This is a genomic window from Streptomyces sp. NPDC057424 (assembly GCF_042803315.1).
Taxonomy (GTDB): domain Bacteria; phylum Actinomycetota; class Actinomycetes; order Streptomycetales; family Streptomycetaceae; genus Streptomyces.
The window spans coordinates 1-26,024 of sequence record NZ_JBHVCP010000080.1 but is presented as its reverse complement, the minus strand read 5'-3'; the positions used below and the strand labels follow the sequence as shown (position 1 = coordinate 26,024).

Sequence of the window (26,024 nt, the reverse complement as noted above, 5' to 3'; positions counted from 1 at the left end):
GGGCCGGCCCGGATCACCCGCCCTCCCGGCGTGCGTGTCACGCGCCCGTCATGTGCACCCCGCCGTCGACGTGGACGATCTCGCCGGTCGTGCGCGGGAAGAAGTCAGACAGCAGGGCGACCACACCGCGCGCCGCGGGGTCCGGGTCGACGAGGTCCCAGCCGATCGGGGCCCGGTGCTGCCAGACCTCGGCGAGCTCCCCGAAGCCGGGTATCGACTTGGCGGCCATGGAGCGCAGCGGACCGGCCGCGATCAGGTTGCAGCGGATGCCCCTGCCCCCCAGGTCCCGGGCGAGGTAACGGCTGGTCGACTCGAGGGCGGCCTTGGCGACACCCATCCAGTCGTACCGCGGCCAGGCGACCGTCGCGTCGAAGGTGAGCCCGACCACCGAGCCGCCGCGTCCCTCCATCAGGGGGAGGCACGCGGTGGTCAGGGACTTCAGGGAGTACGCCGACACCTGCAGGGCCGTCGAGACGTCCGCCCAGTCGCCGTCGAGGAAGGAGAAGGCGCCCTGGGGCCCGTACGCGATGGAGTGCACCACGCCGTCGAGACGGTCGAACCCGTCGGCGGACGCGCTGATCCGTTCCGCGAGCGTGTCCAGCTGCGTCTGGTCGGTGACGTCCAGTTCGACCACCGGAACCGGCTTGGGCAGCCGGGCGGCGATCCGCTCGATGAGGGAGAGCCGGCCGAAGCCGGTCAGCACCACCTCGGCGCCCTCCTGCTGGGCGAGCCGGGCGACGTGGAAGGCGATGGACGCCTCCGTGACGACGCCCGTCACCAGGATGCGCTTGCCGGCGAGGAGTCCGCTCATGACCGCACCGCCTTCGGTGCCAGGGAACCGACCAGCGGGGAGTCGTGGTCGAGGACACCGAGACCGCCCGCGCCCCCGGGCGAGCCTAGGGTGTCGAAGAAGTCGGCGTTGGAGCCGCGGTGATCGCCCCACTCGGCGGGGACGTCGTCCTGGAAGTAGATGGCCTCCACGGGGCACACCGGTTCGCAGGCCCCGCAGTCGACGCATTCGTCGGGCTGGATGTAGAGGGCGCGCCGGCCCTCGTAGATGCAGTCCACGGGGCATTCGTCGATGCAGGAACGGTCCTTCACATCGACACAGGGCAGGGCGATGACGTAGGACATCGTTAACTCCTCTTCGCAGCAGGGTCGTTGAGCGAGGCGGGCACCTGGTCCACGGAGACCCCGGTGGTGCGCTCGCCCAGCGTGAGGACGGTGACGGCCAGTGCGGCCATCGAGGCGGCGATGACCCCGAACAGCGCACCCGGCCCGTACGAGTCGAGAACGGGCAGCAGGACGAACGGCAGTGCGGCGGCGCTGAGTTTGGACAGTGAGTACGCCATGCCGGACGCGGTGGCCCGGATCGCCGTCGGGTACTGCTCGGAGAGGTACACGTGCGACACGCTGGAGAAGACGTTGCTGCACAGCGTGTATCCGAAGCCGAACGCGACGATGAGGAAGGTCGAGTCGGTGAAGGCGAAGCCCATCCCGGCGGCGACCATCGCGGCGGCGGACAGCGCGACGAGAGTCTTGCGTTCGATGCGGTCGATGATCGGCAGCGACAGCGCCGAGCCGACGGGGTAGCCGAGGAAGGACAAGGCGGTGAAGCCCAGGCCGGCCACGATGTCGTAGCCCTTCGCGGCGAGGATCTGCGGGGCCAGGGTGCCGAAGCCGTAGTAGCCGACCACGGAGAGCGAGCAGAAGATCCACAGCATCACCGTGCGGCGTCTCAGCCCACGGGCGAAGATGTCCCGCAGCCTGGTCCGCCCGGCGACGGACGTCTCGTGCGCGGCCGGGAGCGCCTCGGCGTGCCGACCGGCCGGGACCTGGGCCTCCATCCGGGTCACCAGCAGGTCGGCCTCCTCGGTACGGCCGTTCGCCGCCAGCCAGCGCGGGGATTCGATCAGCCGTCGGCGCAGCACCCAGACCACGGCCGAGCCGAGCGCGCCGATCACGAACAGCCAGCGCCAGCCGTCCACTCCCAGCGGGGTCAGCGGTACCAGCCACAGGGCCGCGAAGCCGACCGCCGGCACCCCGCAGAAGGCGATCGTGTAGGCCCAGGCGATGAACCGGCCGCGCTTGGCTGCGGGCAGGACATCCGCCAGGTAGCAGTCGGACAGGGCCTGTTCGGCACCGATGCCGATGCCGGCCAGGAAACGGGTCGCGATCAGCCACTCCGCGTTGGGCGAGAAGGCGCCGAGCAGGGAGAAGCCGGAGTAGATCGCGAGGTTGATCAGGAAGGCCCGGCGCCGGCCGAGCCGGTCCGCGACCCGGCCGAGCACCAGCGAGCCGATGAACTGGCCGATGAAGACGGAGGCCAGCACCAGTTTGAGCGACGTCGCCCCGAAGGCGAAGTCTTCCTGGAGCACCTTGGAGATGGTGCCCGACAGACTGTTCTCGAAGGTGTCGAAGAGCAGGCCTATCCCGATGACCGCGGTCAGGCTGCGGTGCATGGGGGTGATCGGCATCCGGTCCAGACGGTCCCCGATCGAGGCGGGAGAGACGCCTGTGCTCACCGCCGTGATGGACTGGGACATGCGCGTGGCTCCTAGGGGGCTTCGGGTGGATCAGGCCGGGGCCGGGGAGCGCCGCCCGGTGTCCCTGAACGCGGGGTGGAGGGGCGGGGCATCGCGGGTGGCGGCGCCCCCGGCGAGGTCGGATGCCCCGGCGCACCGGCCGGCACGATCCGGACGGGAGGTCCTGGGAAGGGGCCGGGGCCCGGCACCCCCGGCCCCGGACACGTGAGGGCCCGGGGCCGTCGCCGGATGACGGCGGTGCGGTGCGGGGAACCCGGAGGGGGCCGGGACGGCTGGGGACCGGTGGAGGGCGGGAGACCGTGGAGGGCGGGCGGGCGCCGGTCAGGCGGCCTGGTCCGCGTTCCGCCGGATCTGCTCCTCGACGTCGCCGCGTCGCACCGGTGCGCTGACCTCGTGCAGGAACGAGGCGACCTCGCGGTACGAGGCCCAGAAGCCCACTTCGTGATAGGGCACACCGCGCTCGGCGCAGTAGTCCCGGGTGAGCTCACGTGCCCGTGCCAGGTTCTTCTGCGGCATGGCCGGGAACAGGTGGTGCTCGACCTGGTAGTTGAGTCCGCCGTAGAGGAAGTCGACCAGCAGGGACGGGCGGATGTTCCGGGAGGTGAGGACCTGGCGCTCCAGCCAGTCCAGGGTCTCCTCCTCACCGTCGCGGATCGCCATGCCCTTGTGGTTGGGAGCGAAGATCATGCCGAAGTAGACGCCCAGGGCCGCCTGCTGGACCAGGATGAAGGCGACCGCGAGGACGGGTGAGAGGACGGCGAACACCAGCGTCAGATAGACGGCCGTCCGCGCGACGAGCAGGAACGTCTCCAGCACGGGGTGTTTGGTCTTGCCCTGGGCGATGGACAGGACGGCCGTCTTCAGCATCTTGAAGGACTCCAGGACCAGCAGCGCGAAGAACAGCACGCTCTGGTAGCGCACCACGAACTTCTGCGTGCCGCGCCGGGTGGGGTACTGCTTGATGTCGAAGATGGCGGTGCGCCGGCCGATGTCCGGGTCCATGTCCAGGTGGTTGGGGTTGCTGTGGTGCCGGTTGTGGTGGTTGACCCACCATCCGAAGCTGACCCCGTTGACCAGGTTGGCGTGGAAGTAACCGATGGCGGAGGCGGCCTTCTTGCTGCGGAACATGGCCTTGTGGCCCGCGTCGTGCCACATGAAGGCGGACTGGCCGCCGCACAGACCCATCCACAGCGCAACCGTCAGCTGCCACCACGAGTCGCCGAGCGCGAAGAACGCGGCGAACCCGAGCAGCAGGAGCGTGGTGTTCAGCGCCAGGCGGCCTATGTAGTAGCGCGGATCGAGGTCGAGGAGACCCTCTGCCTTGACGCGTTTGAGGAGTTCGGCGAACGTGGCCGAAGCGCCGACGCGCTGCTGAGGAGCGGCGATGACCTGGGCTTCTTGGACGTGCGGACGCTGCATGCGTTGCTCTCCTTGGGAGAAGTGCCCGAACCGGGCGGCGGCGCCGCTGCCCTGCGGGACGTGGCTGCGCCGGGGTCGACAGTGCTTCCGTGGGCGGTGACGGAAGGCGGGCGCCGCCCGCCCGTCGGCCAGGACCGCTGGAACCGTGCGGTACTTCGGACCGGGCCGCCGGGCGAACGTGTGTCCAGCGTTCCGTGCCCCGCTGATGTGTCACTGATACTGGGCTGATCGGACCCGGCCGCGGGGAAGGCGATTCCCTGGGGACCAGGGGGACCCGGGCCTTGTTTCCTCCGCTCAGGCCACGGCGGTCTGGGCAGCGCGAAGCCGGACGTCGAGCTCCTGGACGATGTCGTCCGCGGCACGGGCCACGTCCCTGTCGTCGGGGGCTCCGATGATGGCCATGAGCTGCCCGACCATGGCCTGCTGGAGGGCTTCGGTGGCCGTGGCGTCGGTGGTCGTGGTCTCGTTGCTGTCACTCACTGTTCCGGCTCTCCTCGTCGTGTGGTGGCGGCGGTGTACTGGAGGTGTGTCAGAAGGCCTTGCAAGCTCGGAAGACGTGCGCGAAGCCGGCGAGCGAGGCGGTCGGCCGGTCGAAGGCGACGTACTCCGGGATGAGTTCGTCAGGGGCCCACTTCTGCTTGTACGAAAGCTGGGTCTGCGCCGGGTAGAGAGCGGCTCCCTCGGCCCACAGCGCGTGCATCAGCCACTGGAACGCCGGGCTGTGACCCTCGAGTTCATGGCTCGCGTCGAGTCCGGTGAACGGCGTGAAACCGAAGTGCAGCCACTCCACGCCCTCGGCGCGGAAGACCTCGATGGCGTGCGCGTTGATGGCCTCCATCAGCCCCGGAGAACCCTCGGGCACACGTCGGCTCAGGTCGTGCATCCAGCCGGCCCGCTCGCCGTAGACGGGTGAGTACGAGATGTACGCCACCGGGGTGCCCTCGATGGTGCCGGCGAACAGCCGGCGTTGCGCCTGCGGTTCGCCGCCGATCTGGCCCACCAGGAACTCGAGTTGGTGGGCGCCGCCCTTGGAGCCGAGCCAGGCCTCGTCGATCGTCGCTATCGCACCCCGCCAGTCCTCGGCGGTGACCTCCTTGATCACGAGGCCGTTGCGGTGCGCGCGGGAGATCTTGTTGCGCAGCTGCATGAAGCGGGTGCCGCGCAGGGAGAACTCCGGAAGCCTCACGGCCCAGGAGGCGCCCACCTGGTTGACGGTGAAGCCGTGCCGGGCGTAGCGCTCTGCGTCGGCACGCTGGAGTTGCACACCGACGAGCTCCAGCTCCTCCTCCTTCACGTACCGGCGGAAGCCGTCGAGGAGGGTGTCGTAGGCGTCGGGGGCCGCGAAGGGACCGCCGAACTGGACCGCGTAGCCGCCGGTGCGGCGGTAGACGACGACACCGTCGGTGCCGGGGATGGTGAACGTGCTGTTGCCGCTGTTGAGCGCCAGGAACGCACTGGCGTTCTCGCTCTGGGTGTGTGTCCGGATCGCCCCGAGAACCGAGGTGTCCGCAGTGGTCGCGGGCATGCCCGTACCCCTTTCGGAAGGTGTTTCTTTTGGTGCGAGTAGAGCACCGACGCCGCACCGAGGGGAAGACCGGAAAGGAATTCAGCGACCACGTCAGGAGGATGTCAGCGTCTTATCAGACTCCCCTGCCAATGTTGTTCTCGTGAACGGCACGGGAAACCGGAAGCCGGGAACGAGGAGAGGTGCCCGGAGTGGCTTATCGGGGACCGAAAGAGCATCTTGAGGTCGGGCCTAAAAACCCACGCAGGTTCGAATCCTGCCCTCTCCGCGACACGGCCGGCACCCCCGGCCACCGTCACCACCAGGAGAGGTGCCCGGAGCGGCTCATCGGGGACCGAAAGAACACCTTGAGGTCGGGCCTAAAAACCCACGCAGGTTCGAATCCTGCCCTCTCCGCCCTACCGAGGCCGGTTATCACCGGCCGCTGGAATTCGCGTTTGGCCCAGAGTTCCGGCCGCTTCGAATGCGGGCTCACCGTCGCGGCGATCCGACCGCCCGAGAGCCCCGTCTCCACGGAGCCGCGACCTCCGGACGCCGATGACTCCGCCGCCCCCCCCCCCCGTACCGGCGGAGCGCCCACCTCGACGGGCCGCCACCCCGTGCGGCCCGTCGAGGTGCCGGCGTCCGGTCCTGACCACACTCCCGGCCGTCTGATCGACGGCCAGGCCAACCGCCGTGCGGGTGGGTCCGCGTCCGCGCGCTCGTCACCCACCGCGAGGGCACCTCCTTCCCTCTTCTCCGGCAACGACCACAGCAGAAAAATACCTTCTCAAAGGAATTATTCTGTGGCAGGATGCATGCGGGAGGAAGCTCCAGGGTCGATCCCGAAGACCCGCGGAGATCGCCACGCGCCGGTCTCCGCGGCCACACGCTGCGGCTCCTACGGCCATGACGAGCCCCCACCCGTGTTCAGCCGTCTTCGCCGCCCGAACGCCAAGGGGGAAAACGTCATGCTGAGCTTCTCGATTCTCGGCGCACTCCAGATCCGTACCGCGTTAGGTCCCGCGGAGATCTCCGGTGATCTCCAGCGAACCCTTATTCAGACACTTCTCGTGAACGAGGGGCAGTCCATCTCCGGCGAGAGCCTCGTCGAGGAGATGTGGGGCGATTCGGTCCCGGACAACCAGGCGAACGCCCTGCAGGCCCACATCAGCCGCCTGCGTCGCAAGCTGAAGAGCCTGGAACCCGAACGGGTCTCCTCCCGGGTCACCATCCACCCCTCCGGCTATCGGCTCACTGTCTCCGAAGGTGAGCTCGACGCCGCCGAGTTCACCAAGACCGTCCGACAGGCGGAGGTCGCCGCTGCCTCTGACCCGGCCGCCACCGCCCGTCTGCTCGGAGAGGCCCTCGCGATGTGGCGCGGGCCCGTCTTCGGCGATTTCACCGGCGGCACCCTGTGCCAGCTGGCCTGCGGCCGTTACGAGGAGCACCGCATGCGGGCCATGGAACTCCGCTTCGACGCCGAGCTGAGCCTTCGCAACCACGCGGCCGTACTCGCCGAGCTCCACGATGCCCATACCAACCATCCCCTGCGGGAACGCTTCTGCGAGCAGCTGATGATCGCCCTCTACCGTTCGGGCCGCCAGGCCGACGCACTGAATGTCTACCGCCGGATGTGGCAGCACCTCTCGGACGAGCTCGGCATCGAACCCTCGCCCTCGCTCCGCCGGGTGGAGAACGCGATTCTCTCGCACGACCCGGCTCTCGCGTGTGGCTCCCCGGCGTCGGTCGTGCTCCAGCCGGCGTGAGCTCGCTCCCGTCCGCGCCGGCCGTGTAAGCCGGCCGTCAGCGCCGGGTCAGCCCGTGTTGCGACGATCTCCCGGGACGACAGAAACGTACATGAGCAGTCACCCACACATTCGGAGACCTCCCATGACCACAAGTCAGACCTCTGCCCGCCCCGCGGACACCGCCGGACGCGTGACGGCCGCGCGCCCTCTGCGTATGTTCCTCACGCTCGACGCCGCCGTGACCGCCGGGAACGGCCTCATCTACCTGCTCGCCGCCGGCCCCGTCGGTGATCTGCTCGGCCTGGACACCGGGCTGCTGCGCGGCATCGGTGCGTTCCTCATCGTGTACGGCATCCTCGTGGCCGTTCTGGCCGGCCGTCAGGTACCGGCGGCCGGTCCCACCAAGGTGGTCATCGAGGCCAACCTGCTGTGGGCGGTCGCGAGCGTGGCCACTGCCGTATTCGGCTGGTTCGATCCCAACACCGTGGGCACCGTCTGGACCCTGATGCAGGCGGCCGTCGTCGGAGGCTTCGCCGTTCTGCAGATCAACGGCCTGCGCCGGATCGGCAACTGAACCTACGTCACGAATCTCGCAACGCCTCGCCACCGGACGACGCCGCCGGGGCTGCCGACTACGGGTAGGGGGAGACATGCGGTTCCAGGTCGCGGAGCTGGCCGAGATACGGGAGCGGGTGCACGCCGGGCCGAGCGAGAAGGCCACCGCCGCGCAGAAGGCCAAGGGCAAACTGACTGCCCGGGAACGGATCGGCCTGCTCCTCGACGAGGACTCGTTCCACGAGGTGGAGCCCCTGCGCCGGCACCGGGCGACCGGCTTCGGCCTGGAAGCCAAGCGGCCGTACACGGACGGGGTCATCACCGGCTGGGGCACCGTGAAGGGCCGCCGCGTCTTCGTCTACGCGCACGACTTCCGCATCTTCGGCGGGGCGCTCGGCGAGGCCCACGCCTCCAAGATCCACAAGATCATGGACCTGGCCATGTCGGCGGGCGCTCCGCTCGTATCACTCAACGACGGCGCGGGCGCCCGCATCCAGGAAGGCGTCACCGCCCTGGCCGGCTACGGCGGGATCTTCCGCCGCAACACCAAGGCGTCCGGGGTCATCCCCCAGATCAGCGTGATGCTCGGCCCTTGCGCCGGCGGCGCCGCCTACTCACCCGCCCTGACGGACTTCGTGTTCATGGTCCGGGAGACCTCGCAGATGTTCATCACAGGTCCGGACGTGGTCAAGACCGTGACGGGTGAGGAGATCACCCAGAACGGCCTCGGAGGCGCAGACGTGCACGCCGAAACCAGCGGCGTCTGCCACTTCGCCTACGACGACGAGGAGACCTGCCTGGAGGAGGTGCGCTATCTGCTCTCCCTGCTGCCGGGCAACAACCGGGAGACACCACCCGCCTTGCCGGTGGAAGACCCGCCGGACCGGCGCTGCGAGGCTCTCGTCGACCTGGTCCCGGTGGACGGCAACCGCCCGTACGACATGCGGCAGGTGATCGAGGAGATCGTCGACGACGGTGAGTACCTGGAGGTCCACGAACGCTGGGCCCCCAACATCATCTGCGCGCTGACCAGGCTCGGCGGACAGGTGGTGGGTGTCGTCGCCAACCAGCCCCGGTTCCTCGCCGGTGTCCTCGACATCGAGGCGAGCGAGAAGGCCGCGCGGTTCGTGCAGCTGTGTGACGCCTTCAGCATCCCACTCGTGACGCTGCTCGACGTTCCCGGCTTCCTGCCGGGCGTCGACCAGGAGCACGGCGGCATCATCCGGCACGGAGCCAAGCTGCTGTACGCGTACTGCGACGCGACCGTGCCACGCATATCCCTGATCCTCCGGAAGGCGTACGGCGGCGCGTACATCGTCATGGACAGCCAGTCCATCGGCGCCGATCTCACCTACGCGTGGCCTACGAACGAGATCGCGGTGATGGGCGCGGAGGGCGCGGCCAACGTGATCTTCCGCCGTCAGATCGCCGAGGCGGAGGACCCCGAGGCCGAACGCTCCGAACTGGTCAAGGCGTACAAGGCGGAGCTGATGCATCCGTACTACGCGGCCGAGCGCGGTCTCGTGGACGACGTCATCGACCCCGCCCGGACCCGTGAGGTGCTGATCAGCTCGCTGGCGATGCTGCGGACCAAGCACGTCGACCGTCCCGCCCGCAAACACGGCAACCCCCCTCAGTGACGGAGGTCCCACCCCATGACCGCCCTGTCCACGGCCTGCATACGCATAGAGAAGGGTGCGGTGACACCCGAGGAACTCGCTGCCCTCACGGTCCTCTTCCTCGCCCGGGCCCCCAGAACCACACCCGGAGCGGAGCCCGACCGCCCGGGCTCGACCACCACCTGGCGCCCCGACCTCTTCCACGCCCCCCACAGCTGGCAGGCCCCGTAAGGGACCGCGTCCGGCACGCTGCCGCCCCCGGTGCCCGGGTCACGACGGGAACGTCGTCACCCGGGCCGGGGGCGGCAGCGTGCCGGAGGCCGGGTGCCGAGGCCGTACACGGCTGCTTGCCTCTTCTCTGCACCGACCCGCAGCCCAGCTCCCGGGGCGCATCGGCTCGTGGCCCGGGGCCCGCCCCGCGCCGTCTCCTCGTACGTTTCGGGGACTTCTTGCCGAGGGCCGACTGCGAAGTGTCCCTGGCGGTCGACATCATCGCGTGCTGATCACGGACCGGTGACGGCCGCACGGCCGGCGCGGGCCCGGTCCACCAGTCCCCGGCCCGCTCCGGAAGCGAGAAGGAAGCGGTGCGGAAGCGGTTGGGGGCTCCTCCCGGCAGCACCGCCGCGGGTTTCCTCGGAGGAAGGTGTCCGCCCGGCACGGTGGGCACGTCATCCGTGCTGAAGGAGGCCAACCATGCGCGAACAACGGGCGCAGTGCCTACGGAGCGACCTGCCCTACGCGGAGATCAGCCGCGACGACTACGCGGAGACCGCCGCACGCGACTTCGTCGCGTTCCCGGTCTCGGCGGGCATCACCCTTCTCGAGGGCCCGTGTCCACGGTGCCGGGCGACGATGTCCGTGCACCTCGTGGAGGACATCGTCCGGGGCGGCGGATCCACCACGGCCACGGCCGAGCCCTATCACACCATGCGGTGCGGGTGTCGGAACGCGCACGCCGGGCGGCCGGACGGCCGGACCGGCTGCGGAGCGTACTGGAACATCGTCGTGGCACGGGCGGAACCGTCGTGACCGGGCCGGTATTGCGGCCCGGCCCCCCGGCGACACCCGGCGACCTGCACCGGGCGCAGCACCGCGAGGAACTGCTGAACGGGGCCGAGCTGGAGCGCATCCGCTCGGCGGCGGTCGCCTGGCGCAACGGGCTGGGCGGGCTGATGGCCGGGCTCATCGGCTTCAGTCTGGTCAAGGGCCGCTCCGACATCACGCAGCTCTCGCCCACGCCGGGCATCGCGGTGGGCGTGCTGCTGGCGCTGGCCGCCGTGACCGGCGGAGTGGCGGCCTGGTGGGTGCTGCGGGCCGCGCACGGCATGCCCCGGGTGCTGCCCGCCGACAGGCTGCCCGGCCGGGTCGCGGACGAGCACGGGCAGGCCACCGTCGCCGCGCGTGACCTGCGCCGCGGCAGTGCCCTGGTGGTGGCGCACGCGGTCGTGCTGATCGCAGCCGTCGGCGTGACCTGGTACGGCCCGGCCCGGGCGAAGCCCCGGATCGAGGTGGTCACCCCTGACGTCACCGCGTGCGGCGTCGTCCGGCTGGTCGAGGACGGCACCATGACCGTACGTACCGGGAGCGCGGACCTGCGCGTCCCGCTCGGGGAGGTGCTCAGCCTCAGCGCGGTCGACTCGTGTCCGGCCCGCTGACCGGCCGGCCGGTGGTCAGCGGCCCATGTGCACGAAGGGCGCCCACAGCGTGACGGCGGCCTCGTACGCGGTGATGTCCCGCAGTTCCCGCGTCACGCTGTGCAGGGCCCGTGCCACGTCGTCCGTGGTGGGGTCGGCCCGCTCGGCGACCGCGGCGAAGACCGCCTTGGCCGCTTCGGCGATGGCCGCGTCGTTGGCCGTCCACAGCGAGCCGATCACGTCCCGCCAGCCCGCGAAGCGGAGTGCGGCGGTCAGACTGATGGCCTCGTCCATGTTGACCAGTCCCCCGTTGGCCGTCTCGCACGCCGCCAGGAAGGCCAGGTCACCGCAGTGGGCTTCGCCCGCGAGCTGAGCCACGGTCAGCACTCCGTCGTGGAGCACCAGCCCGCCCCGGGAGGGGTCGGCGAGGTCCTGTTTGCCGTGGCAGCCGAAGTGGGCGTAGCGGTGCCCCCGCAGCTCGTCGCGCACCCGCGCCCCCATGGCGTCCCCGCGCTCCAGCAGGGTGTGCCGCTCGCCCGGGAACAGCTCGACCAGCCGCTGCTTCTCCAACAGACTGAGTTTGGGGTGCCCCTCGGTCTCCGGCATCGCGACGACGAGCAGCCGCGCCGGTCCGGCGTGCGGTGCCCGAGCCGGCTCGGTGGTGGTCAGCAGGTGGAGGGTCGGGGTGTACGAGGAAACGACCCGGTCCATCACGGTCTCGCCGGGCTCGCTCCCGACGCCGTGGTGACCCGCGGCGTGCAGGGGCACCAGCGACAGCACACTCGTCGGACACCACCAGATCCGGGGCAGCGCCTCGTCATCGGCCCCGGGGGCGTGGCCGAGCGCCGTCATGACCGGTTCCGCGACCATCTCCCAGGCCCACTCCAGCAGGTCCCGCGCGTGCGCGTTGCGTTGCTCACGCTCCGCCTCGACCTCCCCGAGCAGCACGCCCAGATGCGAGAAGAGGGTGTCGAGCGCCTCGCCGAAGACGATTCCGGGCAGCGGCACCACCCGCACGCCGGCGGCCGAGACCACCAGCGCGTCACTGCGCCAGCGACTGAAGTTGATCAGTACGGCGTCCCCGTCGACGGCCCAGTGCTCCCTCAGGTAGGGCAGCGTCACCTCTGCCGGTTCGACGGCCGACGCGGCGGCGAGCGACTGGGCCCAGATCACCCCACGGCCGCGTTCCAGCAGTTCCACGGCCAGGGCGGGGTCACCCGTGTTCAGCGCGCACGCCGCCGCGTCGGCCGCCAGTCCGATCCAGGCCCGCCGCGCCAGGTGCAGTTCCTGGTCGGACCGGTCGAGTCCGCGGTGAGCCAGCAGCGGCAGTGTGTGCACGGCGATCCGGTATGCCTCGAGTGCCGAGGTCCAGGCGTTGCGTTTGGCTTCGAACATGGCCCACTTCTGGGCAGTGTCCAGCCGCGCCCAGGCTTTGACGCCGTCCGTCCCGGTCACCTCCCGCCAGGCGGCGACGGCGACCTCGGCGTCGCCGGCGTCTCCCGTCAGGTCGTACCGCATGCGTGCCGCCGTGGCCCGGTTGGTCAGGAACTCGCCGCGGCTGCGGTGCTCCCGGGGCAGAACCGCCATCAGCACGTCGCTCGTCGCCCGTGCCTCGTCCAGGTAGTCCACGCGCGCCAGCAGTTCCCCGGCCCACATCATGGTGGCGAGATGGTGGTTGAGGATGTCGCCCCGGGCCGAGTGCCCGGCCGTGAGGCACCGGACCGCCTCCCGGCTCGCCTCCACCGCCTCCGTCAGCAGGCCCTCGTCACCGTCGGCACGGCGACCGGCATGGCTCAGGACGATCGCGAGGTGGGAGAAGACCAGTGGCCTGTCCGCACTGCCCCGCTCGACCCCCCGCGCGCCTTCCCGGCACCGTCGCACCGCCTCCTCCAGGTGACCGCCGTCCTCGGACATCTCATACTCGAACAGCAGTGCCATCCCCAGCGCCGCGAGGAACTGCGCCCGGTCGGGAAACTCCGCCGGAACCTCGTCGCACACCTCGCGCAGCAGTCGCACGCCGTCGGTCAGGTCCTCGCGCCGCCCGACGGCCTTGAACCGGCTTACGAGCGCGCTGGCGACGCCGTGGGCCACCAGCACCCGCAGCAGGGGGTGCGGCCACTCCCCGTCCAGCAGGGGCCGCCCGAGTAAGATCGCCTCGTCGAGGTGGGCGAGGTCGCCGCCGTCCCCCTCGTACCGCAGGCACAGCGCCGTCACCCGGTGTCCGACCGCCACGAGATGGCCCGGATCACCCTCGGGCAGGAGGACGAGCAGTTCCCGGGACTCGGCCGACAGCCGCTTCAGGTCCTGCGGCGACCCACTGAGGCGGTAGCGCAGCATCAACGCGATCACCAGATGGATCTTCGCCTGCGCAGGATCGGGCGGCGCGCTCTCCGCCCGCCGGGTGAGGTGTCCGACCAGCGCATCCAGGCGGTCGGCGGGCAGCCTGCCCAGCGCAGCCTCGGTGAGCTGGAAGTCGATCTCCTTCTCCTCCCTGTCTGCACGGACCTGTTGCGCCAGCGCCGTACGGGCCTCACGGACACGGTTGAGCAGCCTTCCGAGCATGCGTCACCTCACCTCGTGCTGAGGGCGTCGGACCTGGCCCCGCCGTGGCCCGGCAGTACGCCCAGTCTCCTCGCCGTGCTCTCGACGTAGCGGATCGCCAGCACGAGCAACCCGATGTCGTCCAGGTACACGGGGTCCGGAAGCAGGTCGACGGGGCTGATCGTGTAGAGGAGGGACATGTAGAAGACCATCTTGTTCGAGAAGGGCATCTCCTCGTGGCGGAGCAGCTTGGAGACCTTCCACAGTTTGACCACGAGCGCGATCGCGATCCCCAGCATGGTCACGACCGCGACCGCGATGACGATCAGCAAGACGGTGGGCAGCTCACTCATCGGTTCCTCCTGTGCGTCTCACCGCACCGTGCGAATGTGCGGACGGGATGTGCGCCCGTGACACCCATCAGACAAGCGCTCCCGCTTCCGCAGGAATCACCCGCCGCTTCCGGTTCGCTTCCGGACCACTTCCGGCCCTCCGCCGGGCAGCTCCGGCGGGAGTGCCAGCGCGTCGTCCTGCGGGAGTGCGGGTGCCCGGTCGTAGGCGTGCAGGGCACCGAAGTCCCCGGCGCTGAGCCAGTCCTGCCCCACGTACCGGACCCGGCACCCGGCGAGTTCCAGCCGACTGGCGAGTTTCGCCCGGAAGTCGGGGGTGTCGGTGACCGTGATGTAGTTGAGGCCGCCGAGATCGGTCGCCGGGCGCAGCTCACCGAACTGGAGCAGTACGGTGCGGGAGGGCTGGAAGGCGAGGGCCATGCCGAGTTCCAGCAGGACGTTGGGACGGGCCTGGAGGCCCGGTTCGCGCTCCGCCCGTGGTTCCTTCGGTCCGTGCAGGCCGGGGTGGAGGTGGACGATGTCATCGGGGGTCAGCAGCACGACGACCGCGCGGGCCAGTGGTATCGCGCGGGCGACGGCCTCGCCGAGCGTGGGGGTCGCCTTTCCCGTGCGCCTGACCACCTCCTCCCATTCCAGGGGGTTCAGTCCGATGGTGCGAAGGAAGTCGAAGACCGCGCGGCGGGCCGGTTCGTCCCGGCCGTAGACGACGAAGACGTTGCTCGCCGGATCAGCTTCCTCCGTGCCGGTGGACAGGCCGGGTTCACAAAGCACCTCGGCAGACGCCTCCGGCCAGGGAGCCGGGCCGCGGGTGGGGATCGGCCTGATGGCGGGTGGCCGGCCGGCCGCCGGTTCGAGGCTCTGCCCGGTGGCGGGCGGCACGCCGGACGCGGACGCCAGCGCGGCCCGCTCGGCGGCCACCGTGAGGTAGGCGAGTTGGTCGTCGAGGCGTTCCAGGAACGAGCGGGCGAGGGCCGCGTCGTCGGCGAAGGGCCCACCAGGGGTCAGCATCCCCTCCAGGTCGAAGGCCCGGGTGAGATTGTCGGCGGCGATCTCGACCGTCCGGTGCATCTCCTGAAGGCCGGTGCGCAGCAGGAGGGCGTCGAAGCGGCGCAACCGCAGCAGGTCCGCCTCCGCCCCACCACCCGCCCCGAGTGCACGCAATTGCGATCCGAGCCGGTCGATCGAGTCCCGCAGCTGTCGTGCCTGGTCGTCGCGTCGCCACACGCGGAGCTGGTAGCGGAGTTTGGCGGCGTGCGCCAAGTAGCGGGCCAGCGGGGGGATCCCCGTGTCGCCGTTCGACCAGACCCATGCGCTGGCCACCGGGTCGGCGTCCGGGCGGATCGCCAGCACGAACCGCCGTCGCGCTCGCTCGTCGGGCGCGGCGGGGTGTTCCCACAGCGCCGCCGCGCCGTCCGGGAGAACGACACCGGGTTGAGGGCCGGGCAGCCCTTCCGCGGTCTCGGGAAGCAACGCGTGCAGTGACTGGCGGAGTTCGGCCGCCGCCGCTCGTATGCCGGCCTCCGCGTCCACGCGCGTCAGATGGAGCCGGGCCTCGCCGATCATCAACGGCAGGTGTTCGGCGACCAGGGTGTCCCACTGGTAGTCCTGGGTCCGCCACCACGGCCATCGCGTACCGGTGGCTCCGTCCGCGGGCAGCCGGGCCTCCGGCGGAGCCAGTGCCACCGAGAGAGTGAGCAGGTCGTGGTGCCGGCGCAGGATCGCCTGGCAGTCGGCACCCGCTCGCTCCAGAGCGGCGACGGCCCCCTCGCCCTCAAGGACGACGTCGTCCAGGTGGTCCGGTGGCACGGGGGGAAGTCCGGTGCCCGGTACGGGCTCCGTCATGCGCAGCAGCAGCGCGCACCCACGCCAGATCTCCTTGAGCCGCCGGTAGGCGGCGGTCGCGTCGGGGCCGTCGGTCGGCGCGTAGAGGTGGGCGACGAACTGCTGGTCAAGAATCATCGATGATGCTCCCGGTGACTGCCGTCGGCTCGTCCTCTCGCCAGTCGTCGCGGGCGGCCCGTCCGCCGTCGCGGTGTCGCCCGTCGCCGGTCAGCGCCTCCACGTACTGGGCGACCTCGGACAACCGCACTCCCCGCAGGTCCTGTGGCCGTAGGACGATCCGCAGTTCGGGGGTGACCGGCCCCTGCCGACAGGCCCGGAGGAACGACTCCACGATCATGACGATCACCTGCTCGCCACGGAGCGCGACCCGGGCCAGCCCGGCTCCCACCAGCGGTATCGCCACCGGCCGGAGCAGCCCGTGCACCGCCACGGACTCCCACAGCCGCTCCAGTGACACGCCCAGGTCCTCGGGGTTGGAGCGGGCGACGAGGTCGAGACCCTGGTGGCTGTACGCGACCGCGAACGCTCGCCCGCCGGGCTCCGGCAGCGACAGCGGGACCACGGTCCCCACCGGGTAGCGAAGCCGTTTGCCCTTCGGTTTGTCCCGGGCGGACTCCCGGCCGACCGGTGTCACCGCGCGCAGCCCGCTGCGCAGTTCCTGGTCGAGGAGTGTCCGGTCACCTCCGTAGCGCCGGTGCAGCAACTGTCCCTGGACGCTCTCCCGGCTGATGATGGCGTCCCTCTCGGTGGCGGTGTCGAAGGTGTCACCGAAACCGACGACGAGGCTCGCGTCCGTCTCCTCGAAGAGATCGCCCCGCTTGACCACCAGCGAGGTACGCAGGGCGGGGAACTCCCGCCGCAGGAGTTCCGCCCCGTGCCGTTCGCGCAGCTGAGCCCGGAGCTTGGTCAGAGCGGCGAGGGCCTCGAGATCGTCCGGGCGCCCGGCCACCAGCCGTTCGGCGACCGGCAGGGCCAGTTCGGGATGGCCGGAGTCGGTGTGCAGGACGATCAGTTCAGCGCAGACGGATTCGTACGTCGTGGTCAGCCGCCGTATCAGGGGCTCGGCGAAGTCCGCGTCCGCCACCTCGGGAAGTGGCCGGCCCCGCCACAGGCCGAGTGCCTTGGTGAGCAGCACCGTAGCGGTCGCCGGGGCGGCGTGTGCGGCCTGGTTGAACAGGCCGGTGAACTCCAGGACGTCGATCTGGTCCGGGTTCAGCACCAGACGGTAGGCAGAGTCCCGGCCCTGTCCCGTCAGCACCTGCTCGGTGCGCAGCACCGAGGTGCCGTCGCTCGCCCCTGCGGAGTCGAGGGCGCGGCGCAGTTCCAGGACTCGTTTCTGGACCTCGGTGCGGTGCGGGCGGCTGATCCTGCCACGGACCGGTTCTCCCCAGAGGTCCGTGTAGAGGTCGCCACAGGGCACCGCCTCGCCCTCAGCCGTGACGAGCCGGAGCAGCAGCCTGGTGCTGAGGGGGGTGAGTCTGATGTCCTCGCCGTCGCGGCGCACAACAGTGTTGCCCAGAACGCTTATGTGGATGCACGCCACTCACGACTCCATCGCCGACCCCGTTCCCCCTGGGGGGTGACATCGAGCCTACCAAGAGCGTTCAAGGGCGCACCGTGCGTAAATATGTTCCCCTCCGGGTGAGCGGAATCAGCCCGATATGCTGAAGCTCATGCCGCAGCCCCACACGTTCTCGCCCCGGCCGCCCGACGGGGACGGCAGGACCGCGCTCGTCGCGCAGATCCTCACCCTCCTCGAACATTCGGTGTCGAGATGGCAGTTACCCGACACCGACTGGCAACGGCTCGACGGGCCCGTCGACGCGCTGACGGCCACGGGAGCAGGCAGCGACGTCCCGACACTGCGCAGGGCGCTGGTACAGCTGCAACTCGCGGCGCCCGACCGCATCACCCCGGTGACCAGGACCGCGGTGGTCTCCGCACCCACCCGACTCCGGGAGAGGGTCAACCACTTGGTGCACACGCTCCGGGGCAGCGCCGAGGGTTCCGTCCCCGACCAGGCCCCGCGGTCCACCGACGAGCCGCGCGGAGCCGGCTCCACCGGCCGCCAGTGAGGTCCTTCGCCCAGTGGCGGCCGGGGAGCACGGCGCCCCGGGCCGACTGGACCACAGGCAGGGCTTTCCCCTCTGCATGAGCAAGCCTCGCCGGCGTACGGGCCTGTACCGCACTGTCCTGCACGAGGGTCTGCGCGGTGACCTGCCCGGGTGCCTCAACCAGGATCTGCTCCTCGAGCTGTTGCCGGTGCTGCGCACACTCGTCGGCCGTACCGTGCGCGCCGTGGGGAAAGTCGCTCTCCCCAAGCTCGCGTCCCGCACCGGGGCGACCGCGTGACGGACATTCCGGAGCTGCACACGCGGCTCCTGGCGCCGATCTGCACCGTGAGGGCTGGCCCTGCCCCACAGCGGTCTCGAACTGAGGGCGACACGCAGGGCCATGATGAGCCTCCAGAAGAACCGCCGACATGTTCGCGTGCGTCTTGATCCACGGTGCCATCAGTCACCTAGGACAGGGAGAGGTTGTGCAGCAGACCAGGACAGCGCTCGCCGAGCGAATCGCCGAGCAGAGAAGGGGAATCGGTGACCCTCGGGCGCTGGTCGGTGAGATGCGGCGCTCCGTCCTGCTGGTGCCCACGGCCGGTGGGGGCCTCTGGTCGGCGTGGTCGGGCGGGGTGCGGTGGATCTGCGGGTTCACCGACGAGGCCGCACTGGCCCGGTTCGCTCTGCTGCACGGATCCGGTGATCAGCCCATGGACTACGCGGCACTGTTGGGCGCGCGCATCGTCGACGAGGTCGTGCCGTCTTTGGACGAGCCCGCCGGCCTGGCCGTCGACATCGCCACCGAGGACGGGTCGATGTTCTTCCCACCGGTCGTCGGCATCGTTGCGGACGGCGTCGCCGTCGACTCCGGCGAGGCGGAGGAGGGGCGCGGTCATGGGCGTTGACGGGGCCGATCTGCAGTTCGACAAGGCGTCTGTCGCGAAGTTCACGCAGGGCGTGGGCGCGACCATCGACCAGCTCGGTGATCTCGGTGGCGCCACCGGTTCGGTGCTGGGCAAGGGCTTTTCGGAGTTGGCGATGACCGGGATGGAGGCCGGGCACCACGGCCTCTCGGCCGACTTCGAGGACTTCTGCGAGCGCTGGGAATGGGGTGTGCGGGCCCTGGTGGGCGACGCCAGCGCGCTCGCGAACCGCCTCGGACTGGCGGCGGGCACCCAGTGGGAGCACGACCAGTACGTCGAGGGCACGCTGAAGGTGGGCGTCAACTCAGTGATGGGCGGCAACCCGCACGCCACCGAGGAGGAGATCGCCCAGCAGGGCTGGGGCGAGGTGTTCACGCCGGACGCCCTGAACCCGGACTGGAGCGCGGAGTCGTTCGACAAGGCGGGTGAGGACATCGAGCAGACCTGGAAGGACACCAGCCGCACGGTTCTCACCGAGGGCGAGGGCGGCCGGCGGTCCCAGGCGATCATCGACGCGTCGGGGGTCTCCGAGGACCAGTGGAACCAGGCGCTGGACAACACCTTCGGCCCGTCGCCGGAGGAACGCGCCCAGCAGGCGCAGCAGCAGGGTGAGTCCGGGAGGAACTGACGGTGGGTATAGGCGACTTCCTCAGCGACATCACGCCCGACTCGGTCGAGAACGCGGTCGAGGACGGTGTCGAATGGGCCGGCAACCGGGTCGAGGACGCCGGCAACTGGACCGCCGACCGGCTGCAGGACGTCGGCTGGGAGTCCGGTGCCGACTGGGTGCGCGAGCAGTCCCGTTCGGTCGCCAACCGCATGGGCGCCGAGGTCGACGAGATGGACCTCGGGCAGACCGAGGACAAGACCAAGCTGATCTACGGCAGCGCAAGCAAGATCAACGCCACCGCCGACAAACTCCGGGCCTTCCAGACGGCCTTCGACGACGCCGGTGACGGTCTCAAGGGCCTGGACTCCTCCCGGCTCAAGGGCGAGACGGCCGAAGCCCTGCGCACCGCGGTGAGCACCCAGCCGCCCAAGTGGTACGCCGCCGCCGACGCCTGTGCGAAGGCGCTCGGCGCGCTCGACGCGTTCGCCGGCACGATCACCTGGGCACAGGGACAGGCGCAGACGGCGATCGACAAGTGGAAGGAGGGTGTCAAGGCCTCCGAGGACGCCGCCGACGCCCACCGCAAGAAGGTCGACGACTTCAACAGCGCCGTCGACCGCTACAACGCCCAGCCCGCCGACAAGCGCGACCCGGCCTCGCTCCCGCCCAGGCCCGCGGCGACGTTCGAGGACCCCGGCAAGAAGCTGATGCAGGAGGCCCAGGACATCCTCGCCGAGGCCCGCAAGCAGCGGAACTCGGCGGCGGAGACCGCACGCACCGCGGTCCGCGCCGCCCGCGACATGGCCCCGCAGAAGCCCTCCTACGCCGAGCAACTGGCCGGCGGGATCCAGGAGTTCCAGATCACGGGCGACCACGTCGGCGGCGGCATCATCAAGGGCACGGCGGGCATCCTCAACTTCGTCCGCAGCGTCAACCCCGTCGACCCGTACAACATCACGCACCCGGCCGAGTACGCCACCTCCCTCAACAGCCTCGCCGCCGGACTGATCGTCGCCGCCAACGACCCGGTCGGCACCGGCAAGCAGATGGTCAGCGACTTCATGAAGGACCCGGCCGAGGGCTTCGGCAGGCTGATCCCCGACCTCGCGCTGACCGCCGCCACCGGTGGCGGCGGCGCCGCGGTGAAGGGCATCCGCATCGCCGAGGAGGCCGCCGACGCCGCACGGGCGCGCCGACTGCTCGACGACGCCCCGGACGGTACCCACAACCGCCCCGACGGCGAGCGCGTCACCGACGGCACCGACCCCGTCGACCTCGCTTCGGGCCGGATGTTCCTGCCCCAGACCGATGTCGAACTGCCCGGCATCCTGCCGCTGGTCTTCACCCGCCGCACCGAGTCCGGCTGCGCGGTCGGCCGCTTCCTGGGTCCCTCCTGGACCTCCACCGTCGACGAACATCTGCGCATCGACGCCATCGGCGTCATCCACGTCACCGCCAACGGACTCCTGATCCCCTACCCGCACCCGGTCCCCGGCGCTCCCACCACCCCGTCATCGGGCAGAGCCCGCACCCTGCTGGCCCGCGACGCCGACGGCGACTACACCGTCACCGACCCCGACACCGGCCTGATCTTCCACTTCACCGCCCCGCCCGGCAGCGAACCGGGGGACGACGGCGTCGCATGGCTGTCCGCCCTCACCGAACGCAACGGCCACACCATCACCGTCGACCGCGGCGAGGACGGCCTGCCGCTGGCCCTGGTCCACTCGGCGGGCCACCAGGTGAACCTGTCGTCCGCCGACGGCCTGGTCACCGCCCTGTCCCTGGCCGGCGCGGGCGAGGGCGGCGCGGACCTGCCCCTGATGAACTACGGCTATCAGGACGGCAACCTCACCACCGTCACCAAACCCTCAGGTGCCACCACCACCTTCGTCTACGACGACCGCCGCCGCGTCATCGCCTGGATCGACTCCAACAACAGCCGCTACGACTACGTCTACGACGACCGCGACCGCGTCATCGCCGAAGGCGGCGAGGCCGGCCACGTCCAGATCACCCTGACCTACACCGAACCCGACCCCCAGACAGGCCACCGCACCACCACACTCACCACCTCGGGCGGACACACCACCCGCCACCTCATCGACCACCGCTGCCGGGTGATCGCCACCACCGACCCCCTCGGCCACACCACCCGCTTCACCTACGACACCCACGGCAACCTCCTGACCCGCACTGACCCGTTGGGCCGCAGCACCGTCTACACCTACGACGAAGAGGGCCAAGTTGTTTCCGCCACCCGTCCCGACGGGAGTGTGCTGCGCACGGTGCGCGGCCCGTTCGGCCTGCCGGTGGAGGTGATCGGTCCGGACGGGCACCGCACGACCTACGCATACGACGAGCGCGGCAACCGCACCTCGGTCACCGAGTCGGCCGGACACACAACGCACTACGGGTACGACCAGCACGGCCGCCTGATCTCCGTCTCCGACGCCCTGGGCGCTACGACACGGAGGGTCTGCGACGCGGCGGGCCTGCCGACGGAGGCCACCGACCCGGCCGGCGGAGTCACCCGACTGGAACGCGACGCCCTCGGCAGAGTCATACACATCACCGACCCGGTCGGCGGAGTCACTCGCTTCGTCTGGGACGTAGACGGCAATCTCGTTGGCCGAACCGCCCCGGACGGCGCCATCGAGTCATGGACATACGACGGCGAAGGCAACTGCCTCACCCACACCGACCCGGCCGGAGGAGTGACCCGTTTCGAGTACACCCACTTCGATCTCCTCGCGGCCCGCATCCAACCGGACGGCTCCCGCTACGAATTCGAGCACGACGCCGACCTGCGCCTGACCCGGGTAACCAACCCCCAGGGCCTCACCTGGAGCTATGAGTACGACCCGGCGAGCCGCCTTGTATCGGAAACCGACTTCGACGGCAGAACCCTCAGCTACCGTCTCGATGCCGCAGGGCAATTGGTTTCCCGGACCGACGCCCTCGGCAGTGTCCTCGCCCTGGAGCACGATCAGCTCGGCCGCATGATCAGGAAGGACGCCGGAGGCAGGACCACCACCTACGCGTACGACGCGTCGGGACGCCTCTTGCAGGCATCCGGCCCGAACTGCGACCTGATCCGCCAGTACGACCGACGCGGCCTGCTCAAGACCGAACTCGTCGACGGCCGCGCCGTCACCTACATGTACGACGCACTCGGCCGCCGGACTCGACGGGTGACCCCGACCGGCCATGTCACCACGTATACCTATGACGTGGCAGGCCGCCTCGACCTGATGGCCGTGAGCGGCCATCAGGTCGGCTTCACCCATGACGCCGCACACCGTGAAGTGTCACGTTCCTACGGCGACACAATGACTCTGTCATCCGTCCGGGACGAAGTCGGCAGGCTTTCCGCCCAGCACTTCACGGCCGGTGGACAGACCCTGAACAGCCGTACGTACACCTACCGCGCCGACGGTCACCTCACCTCCGTGATCGATCAGTTGTCCGGCACACGGTCGTTCGAACTCGACAACGTCGGCCGTGTCACCACCGTCAACGCCCACGCGTGGACCGAACGCTACGCCTACGACGTCGTCGGCAATCAGACCGAAGCCTCCTGGCCCTCAACCCATCCGGACCACGAGGTAACCGGCGCTCGCACGTACACTGGCACGAAGATCACCCGTGCCGGCGACAGCCGCTTCGAACACGACCGTCTCGGGCGCGTAGTCCTCAAACAGCGGACCCGTCTGTCCCGCAAGCCGCAGACCTGGCGTTACGCATGGGACTCCGAGAGCCGCCTCACCTCGGTCGTCACGCCGGACGGCGCCCTCTGGAAGTACCGTTACGACCCACTTGGCCGCCGGATCGCCAAGCAGCTTCTCGCGGACGACAGTGAGACCGTCCTGGAGGAAACCCGTTTCACCTGGGACGGCATGGTCCTGTGCGAACAGACGACCGTCTCCCATGACGTGCCGGACATCGTCGCACTCACCTGGGACCATCGCGGCTCGATTCCCCTCACCCAGACCGAACGCATCCTCTCCCGCGACGCGGGTCAGCGGGAGATCGACCGCCGCTTCTTCGCCATCGTCACGGACCTCGTCGGCACTCCGACCGAACTGGTCACCGAGAACGGGGACATCGCCTGGCACACCCGGTCTACCCTCTGGGGCACCACCGCCTGGCACCGGAGCAGCACCGCCTACACCCCCCTCCGCTTTCCCGGCCAGTATCACGACCCCGAAACCGGATTCCACTACAACCTCTTCCGGCACTACGACCCCGCCACGGCCCGCTATCTCACCCCGGATCCGCTCGGACTCGCTCCCGCGCCCAACCCGGCCACCTACGTCCACAATCCACACACCTGGTCGGACCCACTAGGCCTTTCTCCCTATCAAGATCGGGGAAGAAGCGCGGAGATCGATCCCCGAAAGCTCGACTACCTGTTCAACAAGGACATCAAGCCAGACTCGCACAACTCACCGAGGGCGCTACAGAACGAACTGCAACTCCACCGGATCGGCCTACCGGACACGCCAGAGATGCGACAATACGTCACCGATCATCTGACTCATAGCGCCCAACAGCCGTTCGGGCGCACATTCAACAAGGAGTGGCCCGGCGGAAGCGGTGAATTCGGCGTGACCGAATCGGTCCTCTACGGCCCGCACGGAGCGCTTGGTGTCGAGAGCACCTGGCAGATCCTGCCGGACGGCGGGCATAGACTCTCCACAGTCATCTTCCGCGGCAGTGGCCCGAATGTAAGCATTCACGGCAGTCTGGACCACTGGCCGCCGTACAGTGGAAAGTGAAGGCGGACGTGTACAGAGAGTTCCTCACCCCCGACGACGAAGAGGTCTACGAGGCCATCGGCGAATGGCCGGATTCGGACGAGAGCGGTGCACGGGTTCTCACTGTGCAAGATAATTCGGGACAATCTCTTATTTTTTCCTACGATGCACTGGCGAGATCGGTGAGGATCCGCTGGATGAACGATCGGGGAATCGAGATGCTGGATTTCTTCCGTGAATCTGCAACTCGCCTTTCCTTCACCTCAGGTCAATCCACAAAGCACATTTCCATCGATTTCCACACGGGCGAGTGCATGGGGACCATGGAAATTCAGGTGACACCCCACCTCTCGGTACGCGACCGCCTACTGTTCCAATAGGAGGCAGGCCGGTTCTGCCAGCGCGCATGAGAGCACGTTCGAGGAGAACAGGGCCATGGGAGGCGGGAGCGTCACGACGCCCCGCCAGAATCGGCGTCGAACGAGCGTCAAGACGTTGCCTCGCCCGCCCTCACGATGGTTGCTGCTGAACGTTTCTCACCCGTGCGCTGGTGCGCGAAGCCGCAGGTTAGACGCGTGGCTCAGGCCTGCGAAACGCTCCACGCGGCGCGCCGAGAAGGATGTCGGCTCCACCAGCACGGAACCTAAGTGATCAGAAAACGGCAGGTCAGCGATCCAGCGCACCTTCGGTGCGCGCCGGGGGCGTGGTAAGTGTCGTGGCGTGCGCCGAGGTGCTTCCTGTCTGCCCTGACGGGGGTTGATGCCGGTCCGGGACGCTGGTGGGGTTCGTTCCGGCCGAAGCCGATTGCTCTGTGATGCCGGTGAGCTCGCAGGTCAGCGTGGCGCTGAGGGGGCCGTCCACGGGAACCGTGGAGTGTTGCTGCGAAGCACGGGCGTCAGAATTCCTGTTCCACCCTGGCCCTCCCTGAACGGCGTACCGCTTGGCCGTTCGGTGAGGGAGGGAGCGGGGCCGTGGACGTGCTGCACGAACGCTGCGCCGGTGTGGACATCAGCAAGAAGGACGCCAAGGCGTGTGTCCGCAGCCCGAGTACGAAACGGCGAGGCTCTTTCACCAACGAGACCACGACCTGGGGCTCGACCACGAACGCCGTGCTCGCCCTGCGGGATCATCTGGTCGCTGCCGAGGTCACCCTCGTCGTGATCGAAGCGACCTCGGACTACTGGAAGCCGTTCTACTACCTGCTGGCCGAGGACCTGAACGTGATCCTGGTCAACGCCCGGCAGGTCAAGAACCTGCCCGGCCGCAAGACGGACGTCTCCGACGCCGCCTGGCTGGCTCAGCTCGGCGCACACGGCCTGGTCCGCCCCTCGTTCGTGCCACCCGCACCGGTGCGCGAACTGCGGGACCTGACCCGGGCCCGCACCCAGATGACCCGCGAACGCGGGCAGATCGTCCAGCGGCTGGAGAAGCTGCTGGAGGACACCGGCATCAAACTCGCCGCGGTCGCCTCCGACATCATGGGCGTCTCCGGCCAGGCCATGCTGGAGGCCCTCATCGGCGCGGAACGCGACCCGCAGACGCTGGCAGACCTGGCCAAACGCAAGCTCCGCAACAAGATCCCCGAACTCACCGAGGCCTGACCGGCCGCTTCCGCGACCACCACGCCTTCCTCACCCGGCTGCACCTGGACCACTACGACCAGCTCACCGACGCCATCGGACAGCTCGATGAGCGGATCGAGGAGGCGATGGCCCCCTTTCGTCCCGCCCTCGACCTGCTCGACACCATCCCCGGCATCAACCAGGCCGTCGCCGAAGTGATCATCGCGGAGACCGGCGGCGACATGGCCCGGTTCACCTCCGCCAGGCACCTCGCGTCCTGGGCCGGGGTCTGCCCCGGCCACCACGAGTCCGCCGGCCGCACCAAGAACACCAAGGTCCGCCCCGGCAACC

General features: G+C 69.6%; 22 protein-coding genes, 2 tRNA genes and 1 pseudogene. 15 read left to right on the top strand and 10 right to left on the bottom strand.

Translation table 11 applies throughout. The features are described 5' to 3' along the window. Positions 1-37 precede the first annotated feature (37 nt). From fabI to ACFU3E_RS35485, 6 genes are all read right to left on the bottom strand, one after another. On the bottom strand, positions 38-811 hold the full coding sequence (gene fabI, locus ACFU3E_RS35510) for an enoyl-ACP reductase FabI (protein WP_384168001.1): 774 nt from the start codon (positions 809-811) through the stop codon (positions 38-40). Next, complete coding sequence (gene fdxA, locus ACFU3E_RS35505) at positions 808-1,134, bottom strand: ferredoxin (RefSeq protein WP_384167998.1); 327 nt, start codon at positions 1,132-1,134, stop codon at positions 808-810. The genes fabI and fdxA overlap by 4 nt, the downstream gene beginning before the upstream one ends. A gap of 2 nt (positions 1,135-1,136) precedes the next feature. Then, positions 1,137-2,546 (bottom strand): MFS transporter, encoded by a 1,410-nt coding sequence (locus ACFU3E_RS35500; protein WP_384167995.1) that lies wholly within the window; start codon positions 2,544-2,546, stop codon positions 1,137-1,139. 321 nt (positions 2,547-2,867) lie between these two features. Next, positions 2,868-3,965 (bottom strand): fatty acid desaturase family protein, encoded by a 1,098-nt coding sequence (locus tag ACFU3E_RS35495; RefSeq protein WP_384167992.1) that lies wholly within the window; start codon positions 3,963-3,965, stop codon positions 2,868-2,870. 294 nt (positions 3,966-4,259) lie between these two features. Continuing rightward, on the bottom strand, positions 4,260-4,445 hold the full coding sequence (locus ACFU3E_RS35490; RefSeq protein WP_384167989.1) for a hypothetical protein: 186 nt from the start codon (positions 4,443-4,445) through the stop codon (positions 4,260-4,262). A 49-nt stretch (positions 4,446-4,494) separates the two neighbouring features. Then, the gene (locus ACFU3E_RS35485; protein ID WP_384167986.1) at positions 4,495-5,490 is read right to left on the bottom strand and encodes a DUF2156 domain-containing protein; all 996 of its coding nucleotides are present in this window, start codon (positions 5,488-5,490) and stop codon (positions 4,495-4,497) included. A gap of 176 nt (positions 5,491-5,666) precedes the next feature. Between ACFU3E_RS35485 and ACFU3E_RS35480 the strand changes: the two genes are divergently transcribed. The 8 genes from ACFU3E_RS35480 (at position 5,667) to ACFU3E_RS35445 (ending at position 11,049) form a co-directional block, all read left to right on the top strand. Then, a tRNA-OTHER gene (locus ACFU3E_RS35480) sits at positions 5,667-5,758 on the top strand. A gap of 36 nt (positions 5,759-5,794) precedes the next feature. Next, positions 5,795-5,886, top strand: a tRNA-OTHER gene (locus ACFU3E_RS35475). A 554-nt stretch (positions 5,887-6,440) separates the two neighbouring features. Continuing rightward, complete coding sequence (locus ACFU3E_RS35470) at positions 6,441-7,238, top strand: BTAD domain-containing putative transcriptional regulator (RefSeq protein ID WP_384167983.1); 798 nt, start codon at positions 6,441-6,443, stop codon at positions 7,236-7,238. A gap of 124 nt (positions 7,239-7,362) precedes the next feature. Beyond that, the gene (locus ACFU3E_RS35465; protein WP_384167980.1) at positions 7,363-7,794 is read left to right on the top strand and encodes a hypothetical protein; all 432 of its coding nucleotides are present in this window, start codon (positions 7,363-7,365) and stop codon (positions 7,792-7,794) included. Positions 7,795-7,870: 76 nt separating this feature from the next. Next, on the top strand, positions 7,871-9,415 hold the full coding sequence (locus ACFU3E_RS35460) for an acyl-CoA carboxylase subunit beta (RefSeq protein ID WP_384167977.1): 1,545 nt from the start codon (positions 7,871-7,873) through the stop codon (positions 9,413-9,415). A gap of 15 nt (positions 9,416-9,430) precedes the next feature. Beyond that, positions 9,431-9,625 carry an acyl-CoA carboxylase subunit epsilon gene (locus ACFU3E_RS35455; protein WP_384167974.1) on the top strand — a complete coding sequence of 65 codons (195 nt, stop codon included), beginning with the start codon at positions 9,431-9,433 and terminating at the stop codon, positions 9,623-9,625. 462 nt (positions 9,626-10,087) lie between these two features. After that, positions 10,088-10,423, top strand: coding sequence for a hypothetical protein (locus tag ACFU3E_RS35450; protein ID WP_384167971.1), 336 nt, complete (start codon positions 10,088-10,090; stop codon positions 10,421-10,423). Then, positions 10,420-11,049: a hypothetical protein gene (locus ACFU3E_RS35445; protein ID WP_384167968.1), complete on the top strand. Its 630-nt coding sequence runs from the start codon at positions 10,420-10,422 to the stop codon at positions 11,047-11,049. Before ACFU3E_RS35450 ends, ACFU3E_RS35445 begins: the two co-directional genes overlap by 4 nt. Before the next feature lie 15 nt (positions 11,050-11,064). Here the strand turns inward: ACFU3E_RS35445 and ACFU3E_RS35440 are convergent, their stop codons facing one another. The 4 genes from ACFU3E_RS35440 to ACFU3E_RS35425 form a co-directional block, all read right to left on the bottom strand. Then, entirely contained in the window at positions 11,065-13,590 is a 2,526-nt protein-coding gene (locus tag ACFU3E_RS35440) for a CHAT domain-containing protein (RefSeq protein ID WP_384167965.1), read from the bottom strand. An 8-nt stretch (positions 13,591-13,598) separates the two neighbouring features. Further along, on the bottom strand, positions 13,599-13,922 hold the full coding sequence (locus ACFU3E_RS35435; protein ID WP_384167962.1) for a YkvA family protein: 324 nt from the start codon (positions 13,920-13,922) through the stop codon (positions 13,599-13,601). A gap of 96 nt (positions 13,923-14,018) precedes the next feature. Continuing rightward, on the bottom strand, positions 14,019-15,878 hold the full coding sequence (locus tag ACFU3E_RS35430; protein WP_384167959.1) for a CATRA conflict system CASPASE/TPR repeat-associated protein: 1,860 nt from the start codon (positions 15,876-15,878) through the stop codon (positions 14,019-14,021). Continuing rightward, entirely contained in the window at positions 15,868-17,304 is a 1,437-nt protein-coding gene (locus tag ACFU3E_RS35425) for a macro domain-containing protein (RefSeq protein ID WP_384167953.1), read from the bottom strand. The genes ACFU3E_RS35430 and ACFU3E_RS35425 overlap by 11 nt, the downstream gene beginning before the upstream one ends. Before the next feature lie 130 nt (positions 17,305-17,434). Here ACFU3E_RS35425 and ACFU3E_RS35420 point away from each other — a divergent pair, with 130 nt between their 5' ends. The 7 genes and pseudogenes from ACFU3E_RS35420 to ACFU3E_RS35390 all read left to right on the top strand — a co-directional run. Beyond that, positions 17,435-17,836, top strand: coding sequence for a CATRA system-associated protein (locus ACFU3E_RS35420; RefSeq protein WP_384167950.1), 402 nt, complete (start codon positions 17,435-17,437; stop codon positions 17,834-17,836). A 76-nt stretch (positions 17,837-17,912) separates the two neighbouring features. Beyond that, on the top strand, positions 17,913-18,113 hold the full coding sequence (locus tag ACFU3E_RS35415; protein ID WP_384167947.1) for a transcriptional regulator: 201 nt from the start codon (positions 17,913-17,915) through the stop codon (positions 18,111-18,113). A 187-nt stretch (positions 18,114-18,300) separates the two neighbouring features. Next, entirely contained in the window at positions 18,301-18,723 is a 423-nt protein-coding gene (locus tag ACFU3E_RS35410; protein ID WP_384167944.1) for a hypothetical protein, read from the top strand. Then, on the top strand, positions 18,713-19,369 hold the full coding sequence (locus ACFU3E_RS35405) for a hypothetical protein (RefSeq protein ID WP_384167941.1): 657 nt from the start codon (positions 18,713-18,715) through the stop codon (positions 19,367-19,369). Before ACFU3E_RS35410 ends, ACFU3E_RS35405 begins: the two co-directional genes overlap by 11 nt. A gap of 2 nt (positions 19,370-19,371) precedes the next feature. Further along, a complete protein-coding gene (locus ACFU3E_RS35400) occupies positions 19,372-24,132 on the top strand; it encodes a putative T7SS-secreted protein (protein ID WP_384167938.1) in 4,761 nt (1,586 codons plus the stop codon). Beyond that, on the top strand, positions 24,129-24,491 hold the full coding sequence (locus ACFU3E_RS35395) for a hypothetical protein (protein WP_384167935.1): 363 nt from the start codon (positions 24,129-24,131) through the stop codon (positions 24,489-24,491). Before ACFU3E_RS35400 ends, ACFU3E_RS35395 begins: the two co-directional genes overlap by 4 nt. 591 nt (positions 24,492-25,082) lie before the next feature. Continuing rightward, positions 25,083-26,024: pseudogene (locus ACFU3E_RS35390) on the top strand (IS110 family transposase); the annotation flags it as partial.